Here is a 22,336-nt window from a genome sequence, read left to right on the forward strand (position 1 = left end):
CTTAGTCATGCTTACATTTTACAATGAAAGCTGTAAATACAACAAGTATTTTGCATAGGCAGTCTTTCAGACTGCGAGCTATCCATCCCCGAACTAGAAGTACGGGGCTTTCCGCTCAATTTGGTAAAAGAGCGGTGTGTCATCGGGCAGTGTTTCCAGCTCACAAGGTTTACCGTTAATAGTGACGTTTGTTTGCAGACGGATATGTCTTTGCATCTCATCAAGTTCTGCGATTGACAGCAGCCTCTGTTCTGCTGCATCCAGCAGATTCTCCGGCAACAGGGAGACCTCCGGTTGCGGTGTGGTCACTGTAATCAGATTTCGTAATGAATGACAATGATGCCCAATGTAATCACTCAGTGGCTTCTTTTGTTTTATTAATGCATCGTCGCTTGCCGCAACCATTGGAGCGGCTGGAACTGCTTGCCAGACAGGCGTATCCTTTTTCTGATGATCCGGCTGTTTGCCCGGATACGAATGATTTGAGTCTGATTGAACTGCATGTGTTACTGCAGTTTTATTTTGGTGGCAGCTACTTTGCCCAATGGGACTATCCATTTTATATATGCCCGAGTTAAAGTCAGCAGTGATTGAAAAGTTTAATTACTTAATCCACTGATACTAATTAATAGCCAGCATCTTAATAGCCAGCGCCTGAATTTTTTAATGATCCTGGGGTCAAAAAAATTACACAACCTTAACTATGACAAGGATGTTTTTATAAAGTTCACTGAAAAAAACTTTCATGCGTACAATACCGCTACAACCCATAAGCCTTTGCGTTAATGGAAGTACCCGTTTACAGCAAAGACACTGAAAATCGTGGTAATGAGGCCGCCAAAGGTAATCCAGTATTGCCGGTGCATGGAGTCCATTTCAGCGCGAACTGTGGCCACATCGTTACGAACATCTGTTATTTCTGCACGCAAGTCTGTGAATCCTTTGTGCATATCAATTCTCAGTTCGTGGTAACGTTCATCGGTGCGTGCTTGGATTTGCAGCATAGCTTCTTGCAAGACGAGTATATCTTTTTTACTGGCATTGTATTCAGGGTCAAGGGAAGCACTGACCCTGCTGGCCAGCTCTTCATCGATACCAATGCGCTTTAGCTCTGAGAATAACGACTTTTCCATAACCACCCCGGCAAAAACTGAATCACAGCGTAGATCAGGGATGACGTTTCGACCACCCGGAAGGAATAGACCAAAAAGCCAATGTTCTGACAGGCCAAAGATGCCGAACAAAAAAAAGCTCACGACTCTTTTGCAGTAGCGGGTTTTTTTTACCCGCTGCAACCGTTTGTTTTTGAAAAAAACACGCTTATTTTTTTGCTCTATCACCTTCTTAGTCTAACTTTCCTCTCAAGAAAATGAATGCCTGAGCACTACGAGCAACAAACTATTAACGTATCCATGTGGGATCTAATGAAGAAATCATTCTCTGCGGTACTGCTTTTAATGCTTTCGTGGCTGTCTGCCGTTTGCCAAGCCGAATCATTGACGGGCGACTCGTCATACCTTGCCGACACAAACGGCTATGCAGAGTCAACTTTTCCTCCTCATGACAACCCATTTAATCTTGGCGGTTACGGGGTAAAAACCTCCTTTTTTGAGTCGATCCCGTGGCCATTGATTCACGCCGCTCACTTTCTGGTTGCTTACGAAAGGGTTGTGACCACCAATGACGCCGCTCTGAACACCAAAGCCTATTCATGGATACCTGTGGAAGCATTTTTCGCTGTTGGCTGGCTTTTGGAAAGATATTGGAACGACGATTCGCTGCAGCTCAACCCAATGGATCAATCGGAGTCAAGTCAGGATCACCCATTTGAGATCACCACTATGATGCTCCCCGGGCAGGGGCAACAACAAAATGGCCAACAACAAAGTGGCCAACAAAACCCGCCATCAGCATCATCCGGCCAGCAGGCCTCTGGATCAACCACGCAACTCAAAGGCTCTTCTTTCAGGTTTATGCTCTCCGGCTCTGGCGACGACGGTAACCAGGGCCCTGAACAACAACAGCATACATACGGTTTAAATTGTCACGTCGATTCCTGTAATGGCGTTTGTAAACTCCAGCGCCCATCCGGTAGTAGCGATTTAGCTGAAGGGGGCCAGCAAGACGCTCCTCCCCATGCTCGAAGAGAGATTGAACCTTGGTTAGCTCGTCTGTTGTTCGGTAACATAGGTAGTGACCCGTCCCGAAATCCTCATTTACCCAGCCTTGAAGAGTGTCTTATTAGAATTGCTCATCAAGAAACCGGGGCGTTATCAGATTTTGAAGAATTTGATCCTTCAAGTGTTGACGAAAAAACATTATCCAGACTTTCATCTGAATTTTTCGTTCGTCCAATTTTAAATTTTCTGAATTACAGAATCCTCATGAATAAACACGACACTAGCGACGAGTACGTACATCTTGCTGCTGCAATGTGCCATGCCCTGGAGAATGAATATGAATGTATTGTTGACTGTTGTGCCAATTGTGCCCATAACTTCGAATTAGGCTTCAGCCACCCGCTTAGCCGTATGGCCGAGTTGTTAACAAAACCTGATTCACGTCACTTGAACTTGCATCAGTTCAGAGTAGATGTCATCGAAGGCTTGAATACAGATCGCCAGACGCTTGTAGAGAAGATTGCCCGTCGAGAGTCAGAGCGTGTAAACACTGTTCTTCAACAAGGCTCATCCATAGAAGACAAGTATGAGCCGGTTGGTAATTTTGTATTAATTTTCTTTGCCCTTTCCGCCAACAAACGAGAAGAAGCAGGTGATTTTTTCAGGAAGGTTTGTTTTACAGATGCAGACGGCAACAGCATACCCCGTAATCCTCCCCCAGAATACAGCACAGAGTTCACAACTGAACCCACAGATACTTATAAATATGTTTATTCTTCAGTAAGGAATATAAAAGATACTACTCATTTACAAAGACTCGTTAATCAACTTGCAGACTATTTAGTTCCAGATAAGGGCGCTGCCTCAACAAGTTGTGGAAATAAGCCCAACCGGAAAACCGCTGGTGAATGATAAAGGTCTCCAGGAGACTATCAAAGGTGATCTAATGCAAAACTCGTTCACTATGGCGCTGCTGATACTGTTTTCATGGTTCTCTGTCGTCTGTCAGGCCGAATCATTGAAGGGACATTTGGTTGTCGGGTTTCAACAGGATGGAAGCTTTTCAAAAGAGAGCTTTTCTATAAAGCCAGACCAACATACATTGGGTAACCCTTTATACCTTGCCGACACAAACGGCTATGCAGAGTCAACTTTTCTGCCAGATGACAACCCACCCGGACCTGGCGGTTACGGGGCAAAAAACTCCTTTTTTGAGTCAATCTCCTGGCCATTGATTTACGCCACTCATTTTCTGGTGGCTAACGAACTGATTATGACCACCAGTGACGCCGCTCTGAACGCAAAACCCTATTCAAGAATACCATTAGAAGTGTTTGTCACCCTTGGCTGGCTATTGGAAAGATATTGGAACAACGATTTGCCGCAGTTCAAGCCGATGGATCAACCGGAGTCAAGTCAGGATCACCCATTTGCAATCATCACTATGATGCTCCCCGGGCAGGGTCAACAACAAAGTGGCCAACAAAATAGTGGCCAACAAAACCCGCCATCAGCATCATCCGGTCGGCAGGCCTCTGCATCAAACAACCTACTTAGAGGCTGTTTTTTCAGATTTACGTTTTCCGGCTCTGGCGGCGGTAACCAGGGCCCTGAACAACAACAGCACACTTACGGCTTCAATTGTTACGTCGGTTCCTGCCGTGGCGTTTGTAAAGTCCAACCGCCATCCGGTAGTAGCGAGTTGGCTGGAGGGGGCCAGCAAAACGCTCCTTCCCATACTCAAAGAGAGATTGAACATCCGATACCTCGTCCGTTGCTCGGTCATGGAGGTGATGACCCGTCCCGGAATACTCATCAACCCAACCTTGATCTTTCAGAGGACGACGAAGAAATACCTTTCAAAGTTTTGGATAAGTTTTTTGTTAATCCAATACTACATGTGTTGAATTGCATGAGGCTCGTGGATAAACAAGAAATTGGCGACGTGTATGTCCATCTTGCTGCTGCGATGTGCAATGCCCTGGGGGAAGACTATGAATATATTGTTGATTATTGTGCCAGTTGTACCCATACCTTCCGCTTTGGCTTCACCCACTCCCTTGCCCGCATAGCCAGGATGTCAAGAACATTTCACGCACGTAGAAGCTTTAACTTGCAACAGTTCACAAGAAATGTCATCGAAGGTTTGTATACAAATCGACAGGCTCTTGTAGAAAAGATTGCCCGTCGAGAGATAGAGCGTATAAACATTATTCTTCAACAAGGCTCATCCCTGGAAGACAAGTATGAGGCGGTTGGTAATTTTGCATTAATTTTCTTTGCCCTTTCCGCCAACAAACGAGATGAAACAATTGATCTTTTCCGGGAGGCTTGTTTTAAAGATGCAGATGGCAACTGGATAACTCGGGATAATGAACCCACAGAACCCTCTGTATATTTCACAACTGAACCCACAGAAACTTATAACTCTGTTTATTCTTCGATAAGGAATATAAAAGATATTACTCATTTACAAAGACTGGTAAACCAGCTTAAAAACTATTTAATTCCGGATAAGGACACTACTTCAACAAGTTGTGAAAATAGCGCCACCCAATGACCATTGGGTGGCGAACTGCTGCGTTCGCCACTCATTATTAACCCCTGGCGAAATAACTGTTCATCACATAGCCATACTTGGTCGTATGCTCAGCCAACACCTTCCCCAATGCTTCACCGTATTCACTGCGCCAGTCGTTCATCAGCTCTGCCAGAACCGAAGCCCAGGTCGTCACTTTGACACCCGCCTGAGTCAAACGCTGTATTGTGACTTCCTGAACCGTTTTATTCCAGGTGCCCGAGGCATCGACCACAGCGTACACATCGTAGCCTTCTTCGACGGCGGACAAGGCCGGAAACAGTAAACATACGTCGGTTACAACACCCGCCATGATGATTTTTTTACGGCCTATTTTCTCAATCGCTTGCTTAAACGTCAGGCTATCCCAGGCATTGATCTGCCCTTCACGTTCAATCACTTCCCCACCCAGTACGTCGGTAATTTCAGGCATCACCGGACCATTTGGCCCCTCGGGTAAGCTGGCGGTCACCACCGATGGCAAGCCAATGGCTTTTGCCGTTCTGGTCAGACCGACAATGTTGTTTTTCAGCACGGTCGGGTGTTCATCACCCAGTCCAACCATCAGCCCTGTCTGGTGGTCAATCATTGCCAATACAGCGTTGTCTGGCGTTAAAAATTCAGAGTATTTTTTGGTCATGATCACGTCCTTATTATTATGTCTTTTTGATTAGAAAGATTCGGTAAAAATTAAGATCAGCTGGCTGTCCTGATGGGCGACAAAGTTCAATTCAGTCGTTCTCACCAAAGTGCCGGCCTGGATGGTTTCGTCATTGATGCTTGCCTCTCCGGTACTGAGGTAAGCCATAACTTCGCCACTATGCTGTGTCTGATACTCCTCTGTAGCCTGAACCATTTCGATCACGGTGTGGCTATCAAACGTTTTCGTCTGTTTTTTGCTTCCTCCATAAATACGTGTCCTGACGTTGGCTTCGGGGGTATAAGCTTTGTAGCCCGCCGGCTCACCTTCTGTTTCTGGCAAAACCCAGAGTTGAATCAATTGATTGGCCGTTCCATCCGGATTCACTTCGTTGTGTGTGAATCCTTCTCCACCCGCTCGTTGTGCCTGCGCCTCTCCAGTGATCAGGCCTCTTCCATGTTCCAGAGATCCACCATGACTCACGCGACCTTTTGCCATGACACTGATGACGTCGATCTCATGATGCGGGTGCATACCTGTCTCACCATGAGGCAAGAACCTGGCATCAGCAAGATAAACGAAGTTGCCAATACCATTCGCTGTCTCAGGGCGCTTGCGAGCACCAAATACCCGATAATCGGTAACGACCTGTTTTTCTTCCAGTCCGGCGAAACCACCCTGTGGCAGTTGGTCTAATGTCAAAATTTCCATCGCTCAATCCTTGATTGTTTCGTTAAGTGATGAAGCTAGATTAGTTTGTTATCTAAAATTGATATATATTCATTCATACACAACACTGTTCAATATTTGATAACAAATGACTGACCTTAACGATCTTATGGTGTTCGCAACGGTAGTAGAGAGAGGCAGCTTTACTCAGGCTGCGGAAGTAATGAATACGCCAAAATCCAACATCAGCCGCAAGATCACCCGGCTGGAGTCCCAGTTGGGTGTGCGGCTATTGGAGCGTTCCACCAGAACGCTGCATCTGACTGAAATCGGTCAGCGCTACTACACATACTGCAAAAGGATCAAAGAGGAATATGAAGCCGCAGGCAGCGCAGTGGAATCCATGTTGGAAAAACCTCAAGGGCGCCTTAGAGTGTGCACCTCTCTCGGTGTCGGTCAGGCATTACTTGGCGATCACCTTGCCCATTACTGTCAATGCTACCCTGAGGTTGAACTTGATCTTAGTTTGACCAATCGACGTGTTGATCTGATTGAAGAAGGGTATGATCTGGCGTTTAGAATCGGAGACTTGCCGGACTCCGGACTTGTTGCCAGAAAACTTTGCTCCATCCGTCTGCGTCTATATGCGGCTCCGGGTTTTGCAAAACAGAACATCAAAACGCCCAGTGACTTGTTAGAGCATCCATTAATGTTGATGAGTGCGAAAGAACGCAGCCCCGATTGGCATCTCTTTTGCGCAGATGAAACTGCGACCTTGAGGTTTGAGCCGACTGTGCGCTGCGATGACTTTTCCATGCTGATGAGAATGTCCATCAAAGGACTGGGCATCACCGAACTGCCGGAGTATATGGCAAAGCGTGAATTGGCAAAAGGCACACTCATCAATATTCTTCCCGATTGGCAATTTGAGCCTGTCGACTTATATGCACTGTACCCCAGTCACCGTGGCTCAACACCTAAAGTTCGAGCACTGCTCAACCACCTTTCAACAGAGGGTTTCCAATAATGGAGTTGCCAGATGACAGCCTTGAGCCGATAAAAAGCCTTGAGCCAATGAACTGCCCTGCACCGGTAAAAACCATCCTGAAGAAACAATGGGACGAGTTTCTGGAAACCTGTCGGACAAAAGACCTGACTGACAGGCCTGACTCATTATCTCCCGCATTTCTCGCTCAACTTTATAAAACCTGGGCAGGCAGCGATTTTGCTTTTGAACAATGCCTGAAGCATCCGGATCTTGTTTTCCAACTCCACCAGAATCCGGATAGGTTAGAAACAGCCAAACCTGACAGGCACCAACAGGCACTTCACCTGCTCACTCAGGACGCAGCACTCAACGAAAACGACCTGATGTATCAACTTCGGGTATATAGAAACCGGGAGATGGTCAACATCATCTGGCGCGACCTCAACCGTCTGTGCACCATGCAGGAAACCACGCAGGATCTTTCTGCCATGGCCGATGCCTGCGTCGATCAGGCACTAAACTGGCTCTATCAAGAAGCCTGCAAAACCTGGGGCACCCCAATGGGTGCTTCTTATGGTGAGTCGCCTCAACCACAAAAGATGATCGTACTCGGCATGGGCAAACTGGGAGGGCAAGAGCTGAACCTTTCCTCCGACATCGACCTGATGTTCACTTACCCCCACAAAGGTGAAACCGTCGGTGGGAGCCGCTCTCTGGATAATCAGGAGTTCTTTATCCGGCTGGGGCAGCGTCTGATCAAAGTCATAGACAGCCAGACAGTCGACGGCTTTGTATTTCGGGTTGATATGCGTCTAAGGCCTTATGGTACCAGTGGTGCTCTGGCAATGAGTTTTTCCGCTATGGAGCAGTATTACCAGGATCAGGGCAGAGACTGGGAGCGCTACGCCATGATCAAGGCCAGAGCTATTGCCGGAGATATCCCTGAAGGTCAGAATCTGCTCAACATTTTGAAGCCATTCACTTTTAGAAGGTACATTGACTTCAGCGCTATTTCTGCACTCAGGGATATGAAAACCCTGATTCAAAGAGAAGTGAAGCGCAAAGGCATGGAAGGCAACATCAAACTGGGTCCTGGCGGCATCAGAGAAATTGAGTTCATTGCCCAATCATTCCAGCTGATACACGGCGGCCGGGATCGAAGTCTACAGGAGAAGGGGTTGCTCACTATCCTAAGCCTGCTCTCTCCCCAATACCTGCCAGAAGAAGTCACTCAAGCGTTAACTGACGCCTATATCTACCTTCGCAATATTGAGCATGCTATTCAAGCCTTACAGGACAGGCAAACACAGGAGCTGCCGGTGGACAGCCAGCAACAGGAAAGAATTGCTTTTAGCATGGGACATCAGGACTGGCCTTCCCTGATGAGTACGCTGGATGTTCACAGGGAGCAAGTCGTCAGCCACTTTGACGAAGTCGTGTCTGTACCGGAAACATCCAGCGATCAACAGCAGACGGTACAGGAGCACTGGAAACTGCTGTGGCAGTGCAACCTCACCGAAGACGAGGAATTAAAACAGTTTCAGGAGAACCATTTTTCAGAGCCACAAGCGTCGAGGCGACGCCTGTTAGCGCTCAGGGATGGCAAAGCCATTACCAGAATCCGCCGCCAAAGCCGTGAGCGACTCGATCATTTCATGCCGTCACTACTGGAGCACATTGGTCAAAGTGAACAACCTGATCTGGCTCTGATACGCATCCTTCCTCTTATTGAAAGCGTTTTGCGCCGAACAGCTTATCTGGTTCTACTGATGGAAAACCCCAAAGCACTGGAACACCTCATCAGCCTCTGCATAGCCAGCCCCTGGATAGCAGACCAAATCGCCCGGCACCCGGCCTTGCTGGATGAGTTCCTGGATATCGGTGACCTTTATAACCCACCCGAAAAGGCGGAACTTGAGCAAGATCTCAGACAACAACTGACGCATATTCCGGAAGATGATCTGGAAGCCCAGATGGAAGCACTGCGCTACTTTAAGATGTCACATCTGTTGAGAGTAGCGGCAGCACAGGTCGCAGGGACATTACCCTTAATGAAGGAAAGTGATTATCTGACCTGGATTGCCGAAGCGTTGCTGGATCAGGTGGTCGGCCTTGCCTGGAAAACCATGATTGAGCGGCACGGACATCCTGCGGGTAAAGACGGTTCTATCTGTGACCCCGGCTTTATCATCATTGGCTACGGCAAACTCGGCGGCATTGAACTTGGCCCTGGATCAGATCTGGATCTGGTGTTCGTGCATAATGGTGCCACCCATAAAGAAACAGACGGCCCGCGCCCTATAGAAAGCTCCACATTCTACACACGACTGGGTCAGAGAATCATACACATCCTCACTGCTCAAACCCCTTCCGGAAGACTCTATGAAGTCGACATGCGTCTCCGTCCTTCCGGTGCTTCCGGAATGCTGGTCAGCTCACTGACGTCTTTTGAAAAGTACCAGCGCAATGAAGCCTGGACCTGGGAACATCAGGCTCTGGTCCGAGCCAGGGCAGTGGCTGGCGATAAACAGCTGACAGCACAATTTGAATCACTGCGAAAAAGCATTCTGGCTACTGACAGGGAGCCTGCGACCTTAAAAGAAGAGGTCATCAAGATGCGTCGAAAGATGAAAGAACATCTGACAAAATCCCGACGGGATAAACGAGTCCAACCCCTCTTCAATCTAAAGCATGATCGCGGCGGCATTGTCGATATCGAGTTTCTGATGCAATACGCCGTATTAGCCCATGCACACTCTCACCCCGAGGTTGCGCGTTTCACGGATAACATTCGAATCTCGGAGTCACTGGAAAAAGCCGGCTACCTGACTGCCCGTGAAGCTGAAGGACTCAGAGAAGCTTATAAATTCCTGAGAAAAGCGGCTCACTTAAAAGCTCTGCAAAACGAGCCATCCTTTGTGGACATCCTCCGGGTAGAGCCCTTCACCCGACAGGTTGAAGCACTTTGGCAACAATGGATGGAATGAATGTCCCGGCGCAGCGCTTGCGACAGGCTCAGCGGTTTGGAATCATCAGCAAAGTATGATCCAATACCCATCTGCCTGCCGATTACCGAAGCACAGACAGAATCATGGTCGCCCTATCCACAGCGGCCTGCCAGCCAGGCCTGAGACCCACCCGGCTGAGTAGCCATGAGCACGAAACAGCCGTGAGCATAGATAGCATGAGCATAGAAAGACTGCCGTCGCCCAAAGCAACGAATAGACTTTCACAAAAAACAGGGTCTTCAATAAAATCACAATACCACCATGAGAAAACAAGGCTGCCCCGTTGACCATGAACATAGCCGCATTCTCATGGTTGAAATAACTGGATTGCATCGGGAGTTTTCGCATGTCCTTCGCCGATAGAGATGGCGTTATTTGGTTTGATGGCAAGCTGGTTCCATGGCGAGAAGCACAAACCCACGTTCTGACCCATACCCTGCACTATGGCATGGGCGTCTTTGAAGGTGTTCGAGCCTATAACACCGACAAAGGCCCCTCTATTTTCCGCCTGGAAGAGCATACTGACCGACTGTTCAGAAGTGCCCACATCCTGGGCATGAAGATCCCTTACTCCCGTGAAGAGCTGATCGAAGCTCAAAAGCTAGTGGTTCGTGAAAACGGTCTGGACAGTGCCTATCTCCGCCCCATGTGCTTCCTGGGCTCTGAAGGCATGGGCCTTCGTGCAGAAGGACTAACGGTTCATTGTATCATTGCAGCATGGAACTGGCCTTCCTACATGGACCCGGATGCCAAAGAAAAAGGTATCAAAATCCGTACCTCTTCCTACACCCGTCACCACGTCAACATCACCATGTGCAAGGCCAAGGCGAATGGTAACTACATGAACTCCATGCTGGCACTGCGTGAAGCCCTGGACAGTGGCTGTGAAGAAGCTCTGCTACTGGATAATGAAGGTTATGTCGCCGAAGGCAGTGGTGAAAACATCTTCATTGTGAAAGAAGATGGTATTCTCTACACACCTGAGCTGACATCCTGTCTGGAGGGGATTACCCGCGACACTATTATCCGTTTTGCCCGGGAACTGGGTCTGGAAGTGAGAGAAAAACGTATTACGCGTGACGAAGTTTATATTGCTAAAGAAGCCTTCTTTACGGGTACGGCAGCCGAAGTGCTGCCTATTCGCGAGCACGATGGCCGTATCATAGGCAGCGGTCAACGCGGCCCGATCACCGAGCAACTGCAAAGCATGTACTTTGATCAGGTACAGGGCAAGCGGGAAGCCTACCCTGAGTGGCTGGCTCATGTGAAGTAATTCACTCAGGCAAGCTGTAACAATTACGAGTTATTGATCAAAAAAGTGGCGTATAATCTGCGCCACTTTTTATTTACATCCCTGACCTGTCAGAGTCCGGGATACGCTTACTCATTTGAAACTGGGCTCGAACCAGTTTGCTTATTCTGCCATCGGTGACAGCTTGCTCTCACCGAGGGCGGTAGCGTGCCCAATTGCAAGAGCTGGAAACAGGAACTGCCACACCGTGAAGTACTTGATTGTCGGTCCCTCCTGGGTGGGGGATATGGTAATGGCTCAGACTTTGTTCATTGCCCTGAAACGACAACATTCAGAGGCTGTCATCGACGTGCTGGCACCAGGCTGGAGCCGCCCCATCATTGAGCGAATGCCTGAAGTTCGCAGCGGGATAGATATGCCTGTAGGACACGGCAGCCTGAATCTGACCATGCGCAACAGGATAGCCAGAAACCTGAAAGCTGAAGGATATGACGTGGCCATTCTTCTACCCAACTCACTGAAGTCTGCCCTGATACCATTCCTTGCTGGCATTCCCGTCAGAATTGGCTGGCGGGGAGAAATGAGGTACGGCCTGCTCAACGACTTAAGAGTTCTGGATAAAGAACAATACCCTCTGATGGTTGAACGCTTTGTTGCTTTAGCCTATCCGGCAAAGTCGCCACTGCCCTCTCCTCTCCCCAAACCCGCCTTGAGTGTTGAAAACCATAGTGTTGCCAATGCATTGCACCGTTATCAACTATCCGATGACCTGCCCATTCTTGCGCTGTGTCCCGGCGCTGAATTCGGCCCCTCGAAACAGTGGCCTGCCGGTTATTATGGCGAGGTGGCTTTGACGATGGCTCAGAAAGGCTGGCAAGTATGGTTATTCGGCTCCGAAAAAGACCGCGCTGTCACCGATGAAATCATGAGTTACCTGCCCGGAAACCTGCAAAAGCGTTGTTTTAATCTGGCAGGACAAACCACTCTGGCCGATGCTGTTGACCTGATGTCTTTGGCCAGCGCTGTGGTTTCAAACGACTCTGGTCTTATGCACATTGCCGCTGCACTTTCTCGACCACTGGTGGCTGTCTATGGCTCAACCACTGCTGCTCATACCCCCCCAATGAACGACAACAGTGAAACACTCTGGTTGGGACTGAACTGTAGCCCCTGTTTCAAACGTGAATGCCCTCTGGAACATATGGACTGTATGAAAAAGCTGGGACCCGAAATGGTTCTGGACGCCCTGAAGCGACTCTCTGGTGAACAGACTCTGGAGATTCAGGGTTGAAAGTGCTTATTGTAAAAACCACATCTATGGGCGACGTAATTCACACGCTTCCAGCCCTAACCGATGCCGCAAAAGCCATTCCGGGTATCCGGTTTGACTGGGTCGTCGAAGAAGGGTTTGCAGAAATCCCGCGCTGGCACCCTGCTGTCGATAAAGTCATACCTGTCGCTGTGCGCCGATGGCGAAATTCGATCCTGAATACAGTCAGTTCAGGAGAGTGGTGTCGTTTTCGCAAGGATCTTAAAGCCAGACAGTATGATGCCGTCATTGATGCCCAGGGATTGCTGAAGAGTGCCCTGATTACCCGCATGGCAAAAGGCCCTAAGTTCGGATTGGATAAAAACTCAGCCAGAGAGCCTGTTGTTGCAAAATTTTATAACTTTCCACAAAAGGTAAACTGGGAACAACACGCAGTAGAGCGTGTACGTCAGCTGTTTGCCCAATCGCTGAACTACCCATTGCCAGAGCAACCCGGACAGTTTTTGCTCGACCAATCCAGGTTCGATGACGACCTGGTTAACAATAAACCCTATGTCGTTTTTATCCATGGCACCACATGGCCTACCAAACACTGGCCAGAAACCTACTGGTGTCAACTGGCCCAAAAAGTTCAGGCAGCCGGGATGCATATCGTCATTCCGTGGGGCAACGAAAAAGAGAGAGAGCGAGCCAATTGCATTGCAAAGAGTTCCGATAATATTGAGGTGCTGCCACGCCTCAGTCTAACTTGCATTGCTGGCGTCATAGCCAATGCTAAAGCTGCGGTTGCAGTCGATACGGGACTGGGTCATCTAACGGCAGCTCTGGAAACACCCGCTGTTTCTCTCTATGGTCCGACCCGTCCCGACCGGGTAGGAGCCTACGGAAGCTCTCAAACTCATCTGACTGTTGACCAGTGCCCTGAGCGTCAGCTCCCTAAAGCCGACCCGGAAATCTTCACGCCCATGACTCCCGATTATGTCTGGCCCTATCTGGAGAAGCTTCTGCCAGAGGAGCCTTCATGATACTGGCGTTTGCGCTTTACAAGTATTTTCCTTTTGGGGGGTTGCAGAGAGATTTCCTGAGAATTGCCCTTGAATGCCAGAAAAGAGGCCACAGGGTTCTTGTTTTCACCACCTGCTGGCAGGGCGAACAACCCGGCGGCTTTGATATCCGGTTTCTTAAAGTTAGTGGCCATTCCAACCATGCCAGGATGAAGAGCTTCCAGCAGGAGGTCAGCAAAGCATTAGCTCACCAACCCGAAGTGACTTTAGTAGGGTTTAATAAAATGCCGGGGCTGGATATCTATTATGCCGCTGATACCTGTTATCTGGATAAAGCCCAATCAAAAGGCTGGTGGTATCGGCTCACGCCACGCTTCCGACACTACAAGGCCTTTGAAGAAGCGGTTTTCTCTCAGGAAAGCAAAACCGTTTCCCTGCTGATATCGGCCCTGCAAAAGCCTGTTTTTCAGCATTATTACCACACCCCTGAAGAACGCATTCACTTGCTTCCTCCGGGTATTTCAAGAGATCGATGCCGACCCGACAATGCCGATGCCGATGCCATTAGAGCAGAATTCAGAAAAGCCTTTGCCCTCACTGATGAAGACAAGCTGGTTCTAATGGTAGGTTCAGGCTTCAAAACCAAAGGTTTGGACCGAGCCATCAAGGCTATTGCCTCATTACCCGCGCACCAAAAACAAAGCACGCGATTCTTTGTTATGGGTCAGGACAAACAAAAACCCTTTGAGTCACTGGCCAAACAATTGGGCATTGAGCATCAGCTTCGTTTTTTTGCTGGCCGTGATGATGTCCCTCGATTTCTGCTGGGTGCAGACCTGCTGATTCATCCAGCGTACAACGAGAATACTGGTACCGTTCTGCTCGAAGCACTGGTTGCAGGACTGCCTGTGCTGACCACCGATCTCTGTGGCTATGCACACTATATCCGTGACGCCAAAGCAGGCACCGTACTGCCCAGTCCTTTTAACCAGGGCTCTCTGAATGAGGCTCTCAGCACAATGCTTGAGTCAGAGCATTGGCTGGAATGGCAAAACAACGCCCTTGCTTTTAGCCGCTCTGAGGATCTGTATAGCCTTCCTGAGCAGGCTGCTGATGTTATTATTGAACAGGCTGATCGAAAGTCTGGCAAGAATGCCTGGCCCACTCCCAGCAATCAGTCGTTGAAGTCATATTTATAGGCGTACGAGTCAATGCACCCTAAAAAGATTCATTATTGCTGGTTTGGTGGACCACTTCCTGAACAGGAACGACTTTATATCAAGAATTGGCAGAACGTCTTTCCTGATTATGAAATCATACATTGGAATGAAGACAACATTCCGAGAGGGCACCCATACCTTGAAAGCATGCTTAGTGCTAAAAAGTGGGCGTTTCTGGCTGACTATGTTCGCCTGTATGTTTTATACGAACATGGTGGTATCTATTTCGATACCGATATCGAGGTTAAGCAGAACTTTGAACATGAACTTCAAGATGATGTCTGCTGCCTTTTTGGTTTTGAATCCGATGAAAATCACCATAGGTGCTACATAGGCACTGCTGTGATTGCTGCCAAAAAACAGGCACCTTTTGTCAAAACCCTCATGAATCAGTACGATATAAAGCTAGCTAAGAGGATCCTTAGAAAAGATCATCTGACAGGCCCCAAACTGTTAACGAAATTACTTCAAGAAAAAGGACTCAGGAAGGCTGTTACTCAAAAGATTGAGGGTATCAAGTTACTTCACAGATCCTTTATGTACCCTGATCAGCAAAATACCCATGAGGTTGAGCACTGCTATACCATTCATCATGAAGTCGGCTCCTGGGTACCCACGTCAAGGTCAATGTCCCTGAAAAATAAACTTTTCAAGAAAAAAAGAAAGCTTTCTGAGTGGCTGGATAAGTCATTCAAATCTCACCAATAGTAGTGTCTGGATACTGAAATTCTGGCTTCATGTTTTATCTTAGAGACGATTTTAAAAAAGCCTGGCAAGGCAAGGATCCTCAATCACTGCTGGAAACAATGGATGGAGAGGTCTATAGAGCACTTGAGGCTCGTCGTACCTTTCGATTTGAACTGAACGGTAAAGGCTATTTTGCAAAAGTGCATGGCGGCGTGGGCTGGTTTGAAATTCTCGAGAACTTTTTGCATTTACGCAAACCGGTTCTTGGCGCCAGAAATGAATGGGAAGCCCTGAACAAACTCCATGAGATTGGCATTGATACTATGACACCTGTCGCCTATGGGGAAACCGGGAATAACCCAGCGACACGTCGATCTTTTCTGGTGACCGAAGAGCTAGCAAACATGGTAACTCTGGAAGACTTTTGTGAGCATTGGAAAAACACGCCTCCTTCCTTTCGATTGAAGCAAGCCATGACATTGAAGCTGGCAGAAATCAGCAAAAAACTCCATGACAACGGCGTCAATCATCGTGATTATTATCTGTGCCATTTCATGATGCCTGAAACCCAAGCCCCTGACCCGGAGAACCTGAAGTTTTATCTGATCGATCTCCACCGGGCCCAGATCAGGGATGAAACACCCGACCGATGGCGACTGAAAGACTTATCCGGGATGTACTTCTCAGCCATGGATTATGGCATCACTCGAAATGATGTTTTTCGTTTTTTGAAAGCCTATACAGGGCTGTCTCTCAGAGACACACTGAGAAAATATAACGCTTTGCTCACTCGCATTGAGAAGAAAGCGGTAAAACTGTATCGGCGCATGGAACGAAAGGCGGGGAAAAATGACGTTTAAAGCCCAGGCCTGCACCTTCATTTCCTTCGTTTTCTTACTTGTGCTAGCTGTTGGACAAGTTATAACTGTAGTGAAAACAATACAAGTTGGGGAATTAGCATGAGAATCATTAATTTTTCTGAGGCCAAAAGTCAATTAAAGGCTGTTCTGGATCAGGTGGTAAATGATGCCGATTATACAGTTATCAGAAGAAGAGATGCTGACGATGCGGTGGTGATGTCCCTGGATCATTTCAACGCTTTAATGGAAACAGTGCATCTACTCAAAAGCCCCGAGAACGCCACGCATCTGGAAAGGTCCATTCAGCAGTTTCGCAAGAGCCAAACTGAGCAACAAGGGTTAACCGATGACTGATGTACAGGCTGGACAAAGGAGGCGAGGGCAGACTACCTGTACTGGCAGAAACAAGACAAGAAAACACTCAAACGTATCAACAAGATGATTGCTGATACGCAACGTAATCCGTTTATGGGCATAGGGAAGCCGGAGCCACTAAAAGAAAACCTTTCCGGCTTCTGGTCTAGCAGAATTGATGACACTAACCGTCTGGTTTATGTGGCTGAAGGCAACACCCTGACTATTATTTCCTGTCGTTATCACTACGATTCCTGATGAGAAAGGGCATAAGTTTTAGCAGGCTTCAGACATATTACAGTTAATCTGCTGAACAACACGAAAACCTTCAAAGCAGGCCTGAAGAGAAAACAAAAGAAAGCCGCTATGAGTACACGCTATCTGGCTGAAGTCTTTGCTGGGGAGGTACTTTCATGATTTTGCCGTGCTGCGCTTCCCAATTTTCCGGTGAGCAAAGCGCTATGTGTCGCTAGATTAACAACAAGGAATAAATATGATTCATGGCCTAAAAATGGAACTGGTTGAGATGAGTCGAGAAGAATTTGACAGCTATCCACACTGTGAAATCCTTAATGAGAATGGTGCTAAGTGCATTGCTGTTGAAGGTGGCGCAACCCACTATCTAGTAGCTATAGATTCGATTGCGCACTTCGGTCAAGTTCTTTCAATTGAAGTTGATGAATGTTCTAATCAAGACCCTGATGGAGGTTATTCTTGGCTTAGTGGTAAGATTCAATTATTAGTTCGTTCTTTAACTGGTACAGAGAGTTTCTTTTAAGCACATAACAAGTCGGTGTTATCGCATCACACTGTCGTGTGCTGCTGGGTCAACCTACTCGCCGCTTCGCTCTGTTCCGGTTGCCCCAAACCTCGGCGTTATATTTCTACATCTCGCACTGAGAAACATTGACCATATTAAATATTTCATGTAACCTCGAGTTCAATGTAGCGAAGGCTGCATAGGCTTTGATGAGGCCTGAGCCCCAACTCTAGTCATCACTAAAAGACATACAATCAATAGTTTCATTTTGATTTGCTGGTAAGTAAACGGGGTAGGCACTGGAGAATTGAAATGAAAGTAAGCTCTAAAAACGAACTCCACTCAATTGTGGAAACCCTACATAAGGCCCTAAAAGACGAAGATTTATCCATAAAAAAAACTCGTCTGCAAGAAATTTTTGCAAAATCCTTCGAGTATAAATCTTATAACGGGTTGATTTCATCCCTGCCAATAGACATATCCATCACAGAGAAGAATGAAAACAACTTCGCCAGCTTACTAAAGGAAAATCATAGTTTTGATAATTCCGCTAAAAGGCAGTTTTTAGCATATGTCGAGCAGACGCACGAAAGCTATTCAACATATTGGAACTCAGACTCTCAATGTTATCCAAAATCCATATCAAAGAATGAAAACTACTGGTATTTAACCAAAGAAGGGTGGAAACCATGGAGTGAAATGGATTTCAAAGCAATGAGAGTCGAGTTAAATATTTATGAGGTTGTTCATTCATCCTCTAATTTCTTGGGCGGATCTGCCAGATCTATCTGGGATGCTTGTATAGCGAGCCATGAGTTTGAGCTTGAAGCAGACAGATTAATTAAACAATATGGTCAAATGCCAGCTCAAGATATCTTGTACCCCAAATATGTTGAGTAACGAAATATACCAATTGCATCCAGGTGACGCCTGCGGAGCACCTGATTTAGGCGTTATGCGCTCAAGCAGCTCATGAGTACAACGGTTTGCTGGTAGCATCTTGTATTATGGTTGCAAAATCAGGTGTTTTTGAGTACATGGGTACGCTGTATAGACCGGTAGGAAGATGCTGAGTTTTGGACTTAGTCACTTCACTCAAAATGAAATGTTTAAAAACCCTATCAGAGTCTAATATTAGACCAACTTATTAGTTAAACAGATTTAGGAAAATTTATGGCTATTGATGCAAAAGAAGCAGCTCAGATTGCTGCAAAATATTTTGAGTCTATTACATCCCAAAGTGTAAAGCTCTCCATTGAAGAAATTGAACTTGATGATGATGGTTCTTGGTTGATCACATTAGGAATGTCTGATCTTTTTGCACTTGGAAGCGTAGGTAATAGAGTAACAAGCTATAAAATATTTAAAATTGATGCTGAATCTGGCGACGTGATATATATGAAAATACGCACAGTTTAATATTTCTAATGCTTGCCGATTTGTTAGTACGGTACAAAAAACAGGGTGCATTTCTAGACACTAACCTTCTCGTTTTATACTTGGTTGGCAAGTATGAACCAGAGTTTGTACCAAAGTTTAAACGAACTGCAACGTATACAGAGCAGGATTTCCACTGGCTAAATGAATATGTATCTCAGTTTTCCAGAATTGTAGTTACACCTCAAGTTTTAGCTGAAACGTGGAACTTTCTTGAAAAAATAAATGAAATCAAGTTCAAAGAATTCATAGTTTCAATATTACCTACATTATATGAAGTAAATGAACTGTATATTGAAAAAGATGAAGTCATTAGTGCTGAAGGATTCAGCTATATGGGCATCACTGATATATCAGTAATTTTAGCTGCGAAGAGTTTGGATTGTTTAGTATTAACCGATGATTTGAGAGCATACAGTTATTTTGCATCTCATGAAGTCATGGCTATCAATATTAACCATCTCAGGCAGGTGTAGCGCGCCTAACCAGGGAAAAATCATGAACCCCCCTGAAATTCGAGATATGCCCCGGGCCATAGTCGAAAAGGAGGCTGACGGTCAAAGGCAATCAGGGCAAGCTTGAAAAGGCTTTTGATCATCACTTCTCTTTGGAGAAGCTGAACCAATGGCAAGATGATAGCTATATGACCCGAAAAACAGGCCATGGCCGCACAGAAAGCCGGATGTATTTTGTCAGTGATATCTTCGATGAGTTTGTGAATTTTTCCTTCGACTGGCCGGGTTTGAAAACCCTGGGAATAGCACTGTCATCGAGAGAAATTGAGGAGCTATGAGCACACGCTATCTGGCTGAAGTTCTTGCTGGGCAGGCACTTTCATGATTTTGCCGTGACTTTCACCCCATAAGTTGATGCCCATGCCGGGCGTACCAAATCAATCCAGCCGTCTGTCTTCGGTGGCGGCTGATTGAAGCGTTATGCTGCTATACCTAGCAGCCTGTCGGACTTAAGCGTCCGTAGCGAGGATTGCAAGAAATTGAGGATAAAAATTTCTGCTTCTGAGGAGAATAGCGAGCTATTTGACGAAGAAGCAGGAATTTTTAGACCAATTTATTGCAACCGCAGTAGGACAGCCTTAAGTCCGACAGGCTGCTAGCATCAAATGGTATATAATTGATACCTAATTGCTGTATTTATAGGTGTCAAAATCACTTGTTTGAATACGATCCGAATAAAAGTATGACTAATTTTGACAAACATGGTATTGACTTCGATGAAGCTCAAAACTTATGGGAGGATGAGTCAAAAATCATCTTTCCTGCAAGTCTTGAAGGAGAAGAGCGATTCCTCATGGTTGCAAGGTACAAAGGCAAACACTGGACAGCGGTTTATACACTATGAGGAGATAACATCAGAATTATTTCAGTTCGCCGTTCGAGAACAAAGGAGATTACTTGCTATGAAAACTGAAGATTTCGACAAAGCCTTTGATGAGGGCAGTGAGCTAATTGATAATGTGGTTCAGTGGGACAAGGGTCATCGTCCTGATTTTGATACAAAGCGTGTCAATATTGACTTTCCAATATGGATGATCAATGCCCTTGATAAAGAAGCAGCCAGGCTTGGAGTTGCTCGTCAAGCAATAGTAAAAACATGGATGGCTGAAAAATTAGATCAAACCCGCAGATGAGAGCGCAGCATAGCAAGTGCAGCCAACGGGGACGCTCACTGCGCTCGCTCCCTTGCTGCAGCCGTTAGGTGTGTCCACATATCACGGTTAAGAGGCAGAAATAATGATAAGAGAGGTCGAAAGCAGTGATATTAAACGGATTGTAGAAATTTATAATCACTATGTAAGGAACACTGCATTTACGTTTGAAGAAGAAGAGATTTTAGCATCTGATATTGATTTTAGGGTTAATAAAATTAAGTCAGATGGTTTGCCCTGGATCGTGTTAATAAATGATTCAAAAGTAGTCGGTTATGCTTATGCTTCACAATGGCATGACCGTAGTGCATATCGGTTTTCCGTAGAAACTACTATTTATCTTGATCCGAACTTTCAAAGTAAGGGACTTGGTAGCGCTTTGTATAGAGAGTTGTTAAAAAAATTACAGAGTAAAAGAATTAAAACAGCTATTGGTTGTATAACATTGCCAAATGAAAAAAGTGTTGCCTTACACGAAAACCTAGGAATGAAAAAAGTTGCTCATTTTGAGAAAGTAGGGTTTAAGTTCAATCAGTGGCAAGATGTTGGCTACTGGCAAATGATCATGCCCACCTAACAAAAAGTTCAAGTTCGTTCCCGGGGCTGCGCCTTTCCATCAGACGCCGCCTGCGTTGCCACCGCTTAACTTGGCGTTAGGTGTCTCTGTGCAATCTCTCAATGTCTGCTATGCTGACTGCTCCTGCAACAAATGATAATGGTACGCAGTATGTCACTGGAATATCGTGTAGAGAAACTTGAATCCCATTTTGAATCGCTGGATAACGCTGTACATCGGCTCATCGAGATTACTGGGGAAACACAGAAGATTGTGCTCGAAAACCAGCGAGAGAATCGGCTCATGTTTGAGCGGCAAGACCGCAAGATTGAGGCTTACCAGTCTGAGAACCGCAAACGTTTTGACCAGCACGACAAACGTTTTGACCAGCACGACAAACGTTTTGACCAGCACGACAAACGTTTTGACCAGCACGACAAACGTTTTGACAAAATAGAAGAAACTCTCGCCATCATCGTAAACCACCTTCAGAAATAACTACGCCACCTAACAACTCGCTTGGCGGGGACACAGCTACGCTGCCCGTCAGCTCTGGGTTAGGTGGCTCAAGAAACATCTTGCTTTTCCTTCAGATAAGTAGAAAAAGTGAAAACCACTACAATGTAGTTGCACTCTATGCATGAGAAAATTTACATTCGAGTGAGATGTAGAAAAGTCCAAGAAAAACCTCAAAAAGCATGGAATTAGCTTTGAGGAGGCGAAATCTGTATTTTTAGATGAGAATGGTTTTCTTGTTGGTGATCCAGACCATTCTGACGAAGAAGATCGTTTCGTTTTTTTAGGTATGAGTGTTAGCTTGAAAGTGTTAGTTGTTTGCCATTGCTACCGCAGTGAGAATGAAATCATTCGTATCATCTCTGAGAGACGAGCTAACAAAAGTGAAGCTACGGCTTATAAAGGCAGATGAGACAATGAGATAAGAGTATGATTTCAGTAAGGGCATTAAAAACCCCAATACAAAAAAATTAAAAAAACAAATAACAATTCGTATTGATGAAGATGCAATTGAATATTTCAAATCCCTATCGGATGACTTAGGTGTTTCCTATCAAAGCCTAATAAATCTTTATCTCAGAGACTGTGCCCAGAAGCAGCGTAAACTCAATATGTCTTGGAAGTAACCGGTAACTTTCAAGGTAGATGTCGCCTCAACTTATGCAGCTAAATCACAATGCTGCTGATTCTCTGATCGCTCAGGGTTAAGCCATACCTCTGCCGGTAATTGCCAGTTTCTGGTTTCACGGCT

General features: G+C 46.3%; 26 protein-coding genes and 2 pseudogenes. 24 read left to right on the forward strand and 4 right to left on the reverse strand.

All coding sequences use genetic code 11. The features are described from left to right. Positions 1 to 93 precede the first annotated feature (93 nt). Complete coding sequence (locus KBW69_RS21885) at positions 94 to 279, reverse strand: hypothetical protein (protein ID WP_257282276.1); 186 nt, start codon at positions 277 to 279, stop codon at positions 94 to 96. Positions 280 to 326: 47 nt separating this feature from the next. On the opposite strand from KBW69_RS21885, the gene KBW69_RS21890 reads away from it, so the two are divergent. Further along, entirely contained in the window at positions 327 to 578 is a 252-nt protein-coding gene (locus KBW69_RS21890; RefSeq protein WP_257275778.1) for a hypothetical protein, read from the forward strand. A gap of 204 nt (positions 579 to 782) precedes the next feature. Here the strand turns inward: KBW69_RS21890 and KBW69_RS21895 are convergent, their stop codons facing one another. Next, positions 783 to 1,244: a hypothetical protein gene (locus KBW69_RS21895; protein WP_257282277.1), complete on the reverse strand. Its 462-nt coding sequence runs from the start codon at positions 1,242 to 1,244 to the stop codon at positions 783 to 785. Positions 1,245 to 1,373: 129 nt separating this feature from the next. Between KBW69_RS21895 and KBW69_RS21900 the strand changes: the two genes are divergently transcribed. Beyond that, positions 1,374 to 3,032, forward strand: a complete 1,659-nt coding sequence (locus KBW69_RS21900) for a hypothetical protein (RefSeq protein WP_257282278.1) — start codon at positions 1,374 to 1,376, stop codon at positions 3,030 to 3,032. 34 nt (positions 3,033 to 3,066) lie between these two features. Further along, a complete protein-coding gene (locus tag KBW69_RS21905) occupies positions 3,067 to 4,680 on the forward strand; it encodes a hypothetical protein (RefSeq protein ID WP_257282279.1) in 1,614 nt (537 codons plus the stop codon). 37 nt (positions 4,681 to 4,717) lie between these two features. Here KBW69_RS21905 and KBW69_RS21910 read toward each other — a convergent pair whose 3' ends face one another. Together KBW69_RS21910 and KBW69_RS21915 are read right to left on the reverse strand one after the other, a co-directional pair. Beyond that, positions 4,718 to 5,338 (reverse strand): isochorismatase family protein, encoded by a 621-nt coding sequence (locus KBW69_RS21910; protein ID WP_257254101.1) that lies wholly within the window; start codon positions 5,336 to 5,338, stop codon positions 4,718 to 4,720. Positions 5,339 to 5,368: 30 nt separating this feature from the next. Further along, entirely contained in the window at positions 5,369 to 6,049 is a 681-nt protein-coding gene (locus KBW69_RS21915) for a pirin family protein (protein ID WP_257254100.1), read from the reverse strand. A 106-nt stretch (positions 6,050 to 6,155) separates the two neighbouring features. On the opposite strand from KBW69_RS21915, the gene KBW69_RS21920 reads away from it, so the two are divergent. From KBW69_RS21920 to KBW69_RS22025, 21 genes and pseudogenes are all read left to right on the forward strand, one after another. After that, complete coding sequence (locus KBW69_RS21920; RefSeq protein ID WP_257255146.1) at positions 6,156 to 7,034, forward strand: LysR family transcriptional regulator; 879 nt, start codon at positions 6,156 to 6,158, stop codon at positions 7,032 to 7,034. Next, on the forward strand, positions 7,034 to 9,982 hold the full coding sequence (gene glnE, locus KBW69_RS21925; RefSeq protein WP_257282280.1) for a bifunctional [glutamate--ammonia ligase]-adenylyl-L-tyrosine phosphorylase/[glutamate--ammonia-ligase] adenylyltransferase: 2,949 nt from the start codon (positions 7,034 to 7,036) through the stop codon (positions 9,980 to 9,982). Before KBW69_RS21920 ends, glnE begins: the two co-directional genes overlap by 1 nt. Positions 9,983 to 10,349: 367 nt before the next feature. After that, positions 10,350 to 11,276, forward strand: a complete 927-nt coding sequence (locus tag KBW69_RS21930) for a branched-chain amino acid transaminase (RefSeq protein WP_257282281.1) — start codon at positions 10,350 to 10,352, stop codon at positions 11,274 to 11,276. A 226-nt stretch (positions 11,277 to 11,502) separates the two neighbouring features. Further along, positions 11,503 to 12,546, forward strand: a complete 1,044-nt coding sequence (gene waaF, locus KBW69_RS21935; RefSeq protein WP_257282282.1) for a lipopolysaccharide heptosyltransferase II — start codon at positions 11,503 to 11,505, stop codon at positions 12,544 to 12,546. Positions 12,547 to 12,548: 2 nt separating this feature from the next. After that, complete coding sequence (gene waaC / locus KBW69_RS21940; protein WP_257282283.1) at positions 12,549 to 13,550, forward strand: lipopolysaccharide heptosyltransferase I; 1,002 nt, start codon at positions 12,549 to 12,551, stop codon at positions 13,548 to 13,550. Further along, positions 13,547 to 14,728 (forward strand): glycosyltransferase family 4 protein, encoded by a 1,182-nt coding sequence (locus tag KBW69_RS21945; RefSeq protein WP_257282284.1) that lies wholly within the window; start codon positions 13,547 to 13,549, stop codon positions 14,726 to 14,728. Before waaC ends, KBW69_RS21945 begins: the two co-directional genes overlap by 4 nt. A gap of 12 nt (positions 14,729 to 14,740) precedes the next feature. Next, positions 14,741 to 15,457, forward strand: a complete 717-nt coding sequence (locus KBW69_RS21950; RefSeq protein WP_257282285.1) for a glycosyltransferase family 32 protein — start codon at positions 14,741 to 14,743, stop codon at positions 15,455 to 15,457. A 29-nt stretch (positions 15,458 to 15,486) separates the two neighbouring features. Next, positions 15,487 to 16,296 (forward strand): lipopolysaccharide core heptose(I) kinase RfaP, encoded by an 810-nt coding sequence (gene rfaP, locus KBW69_RS21955; protein WP_257274933.1) that lies wholly within the window; start codon positions 15,487 to 15,489, stop codon positions 16,294 to 16,296. 99 nt (positions 16,297 to 16,395) lie between these two features. Then, on the forward strand, positions 16,396 to 16,650 hold the full coding sequence (locus tag KBW69_RS21960) for a type II toxin-antitoxin system Phd/YefM family antitoxin (RefSeq protein ID WP_257282286.1): 255 nt from the start codon (positions 16,396 to 16,398) through the stop codon (positions 16,648 to 16,650). Between the two features lie 9 nt (positions 16,651 to 16,659). Further along, positions 16,660 to 16,908 (forward strand): annotated as a pseudogene (locus tag KBW69_RS21965) (Txe/YoeB family addiction module toxin); the annotation flags it as partial. 235 nt (positions 16,909 to 17,143) lie between these two features. Further along, a complete protein-coding gene (locus KBW69_RS21975; RefSeq protein WP_257282287.1) occupies positions 17,144 to 17,428 on the forward strand; it encodes a hypothetical protein in 285 nt (94 codons plus the stop codon). Positions 17,429 to 17,722: 294 nt separating this feature from the next. Further along, the gene (locus KBW69_RS21980; RefSeq protein WP_257282288.1) at positions 17,723 to 18,310 is read left to right on the forward strand and encodes a hypothetical protein; all 588 of its coding nucleotides are present in this window, start codon (positions 17,723 to 17,725) and stop codon (positions 18,308 to 18,310) included. A gap of 273 nt (positions 18,311 to 18,583) precedes the next feature. Further along, positions 18,584 to 18,829 carry a hypothetical protein gene (locus KBW69_RS21985; protein WP_257254962.1) on the forward strand — a complete coding sequence of 82 codons (246 nt, stop codon included), beginning with the start codon at positions 18,584 to 18,586 and terminating at the stop codon, positions 18,827 to 18,829. Positions 18,830 to 18,837: 8 nt separating this feature from the next. After that, positions 18,838 to 19,323: a hypothetical protein gene (locus KBW69_RS21990; protein WP_257282289.1), complete on the forward strand. Its 486-nt coding sequence runs from the start codon at positions 18,838 to 18,840 to the stop codon at positions 19,321 to 19,323. Between the two features lie 167 nt (positions 19,324 to 19,490). Continuing rightward, positions 19,491 to 19,640 (forward strand): hypothetical protein, encoded by a 150-nt coding sequence (locus KBW69_RS21995; RefSeq protein WP_257282290.1) that lies wholly within the window; start codon positions 19,491 to 19,493, stop codon positions 19,638 to 19,640. Between the two features lie 377 nt (positions 19,641 to 20,017). Beyond that, positions 20,018 to 20,206 carry a BrnT family toxin gene (locus tag KBW69_RS22000; protein ID WP_257253571.1) on the forward strand — a complete coding sequence of 63 codons (189 nt, stop codon included), beginning with the start codon at positions 20,018 to 20,020 and terminating at the stop codon, positions 20,204 to 20,206. Positions 20,207 to 20,264: 58 nt separating this feature from the next. Then, the gene (gene brnA, locus KBW69_RS22005) at positions 20,265 to 20,495 is read left to right on the forward strand and encodes a type II toxin-antitoxin system BrnA family antitoxin (RefSeq protein WP_257253572.1); all 231 of its coding nucleotides are present in this window, start codon (positions 20,265 to 20,267) and stop codon (positions 20,493 to 20,495) included. Positions 20,496 to 20,598: 103 nt separating this feature from the next. Next, positions 20,599 to 21,090, forward strand: coding sequence for a GNAT family N-acetyltransferase (locus KBW69_RS22010; RefSeq protein ID WP_257253574.1), 492 nt, complete (start codon positions 20,599 to 20,601; stop codon positions 21,088 to 21,090). A gap of 138 nt (positions 21,091 to 21,228) precedes the next feature. Next, positions 21,229 to 21,567, forward strand: a complete 339-nt coding sequence (locus KBW69_RS22015; RefSeq protein ID WP_257282291.1) for a hypothetical protein — start codon at positions 21,229 to 21,231, stop codon at positions 21,565 to 21,567. A 178-nt stretch (positions 21,568 to 21,745) separates the two neighbouring features. Next, a pseudogene (locus KBW69_RS22020) lies at positions 21,746 to 21,997 on the forward strand (BrnT family toxin); the annotation flags it as partial. 34 nt (positions 21,998 to 22,031) lie between these two features. Further along, the gene (locus KBW69_RS22025; RefSeq protein WP_257282292.1) at positions 22,032 to 22,211 is read left to right on the forward strand and encodes a BrnA antitoxin family protein; all 180 of its coding nucleotides are present in this window, start codon (positions 22,032 to 22,034) and stop codon (positions 22,209 to 22,211) included. Positions 22,212 to 22,336 lie beyond the last annotated feature (125 nt).

Source organism: Endozoicomonas sp. ISHI1, assembly GCF_024606225.1.
Lineage (GTDB): Bacteria > Pseudomonadota > Gammaproteobacteria > Pseudomonadales > Endozoicomonadaceae > Endozoicomonas_A.

Bases quoted from the DNA above. Each gene is read 5' to 3' on its own strand.
- KBW69_RS21890 (WP_257275778.1), top strand. From the start codon at position 327: ATGAATGACAATGATGCCCAATGTAATCACTCAGTGGCTTCTTTTGTT.
- KBW69_RS21900 (WP_257282278.1), top strand. From the start codon at position 1,374: ATGCCTGAGCACTACGAGCAACAAACTATTAACGTATCCATGTGGGAT.
- KBW69_RS21905 (WP_257282279.1), top strand. From the start codon at position 3,067: ATGCAAAACTCGTTCACTATGGCGCTGCTGATACTGTTTTCATGGTTC.
- KBW69_RS21910 (WP_257254101.1), bottom strand. From the start codon at position 5,338: ATGACCAAAAAATACTCTGAATTTTTAACGCCAGACAACGCTGTATTG.
- KBW69_RS21915 (WP_257254100.1), bottom strand. From the start codon at position 6,049: ATGGAAATTTTGACATTAGACCAACTGCCACAGGGTGGTTTCGCCGGA.
- KBW69_RS21920 (WP_257255146.1), top strand. From the start codon at position 6,156: ATGACTGACCTTAACGATCTTATGGTGTTCGCAACGGTAGTAGAGAGA.
- glnE (WP_257282280.1), top strand. From the start codon at position 7,034: ATGGAGTTGCCAGATGACAGCCTTGAGCCGATAAAAAGCCTTGAGCCA.
- KBW69_RS21930 (WP_257282281.1), top strand. From the start codon at position 10,350: ATGTCCTTCGCCGATAGAGATGGCGTTATTTGGTTTGATGGCAAGCTG.
- KBW69_RS21945 (WP_257282284.1), top strand. From the start codon at position 13,547: ATGATACTGGCGTTTGCGCTTTACAAGTATTTTCCTTTTGGGGGGTTG.
- KBW69_RS21950 (WP_257282285.1), top strand. From the start codon at position 14,741: ATGCACCCTAAAAAGATTCATTATTGCTGGTTTGGTGGACCACTTCCT.
- rfaP (WP_257274933.1), top strand. From the start codon at position 15,487: ATGTTTTATCTTAGAGACGATTTTAAAAAAGCCTGGCAAGGCAAGGAT.
- KBW69_RS21960 (WP_257282286.1), top strand. From the start codon at position 16,396: ATGAGAATCATTAATTTTTCTGAGGCCAAAAGTCAATTAAAGGCTGTT.
- KBW69_RS21975 (WP_257282287.1), top strand. From the start codon at position 17,144: ATGATTCATGGCCTAAAAATGGAACTGGTTGAGATGAGTCGAGAAGAA.
- KBW69_RS21980 (WP_257282288.1), top strand. From the start codon at position 17,723: ATGAAAGTAAGCTCTAAAAACGAACTCCACTCAATTGTGGAAACCCTA.
- KBW69_RS21985 (WP_257254962.1), top strand. From the start codon at position 18,584: ATGGCTATTGATGCAAAAGAAGCAGCTCAGATTGCTGCAAAATATTTT.
- KBW69_RS21990 (WP_257282289.1), top strand. From the start codon at position 18,838: ATGCTTGCCGATTTGTTAGTACGGTACAAAAAACAGGGTGCATTTCTA.
- KBW69_RS21995 (WP_257282290.1), top strand. From the start codon at position 19,491: ATGACCCGAAAAACAGGCCATGGCCGCACAGAAAGCCGGATGTATTTT.
- brnA (WP_257253572.1), top strand. From the start codon at position 20,265: ATGAAAACTGAAGATTTCGACAAAGCCTTTGATGAGGGCAGTGAGCTA.
- KBW69_RS22010 (WP_257253574.1), top strand. From the start codon at position 20,599: ATGATAAGAGAGGTCGAAAGCAGTGATATTAAACGGATTGTAGAAATT.
- KBW69_RS22015 (WP_257282291.1), top strand. From the start codon at position 21,229: ATGGTACGCAGTATGTCACTGGAATATCGTGTAGAGAAACTTGAATCC.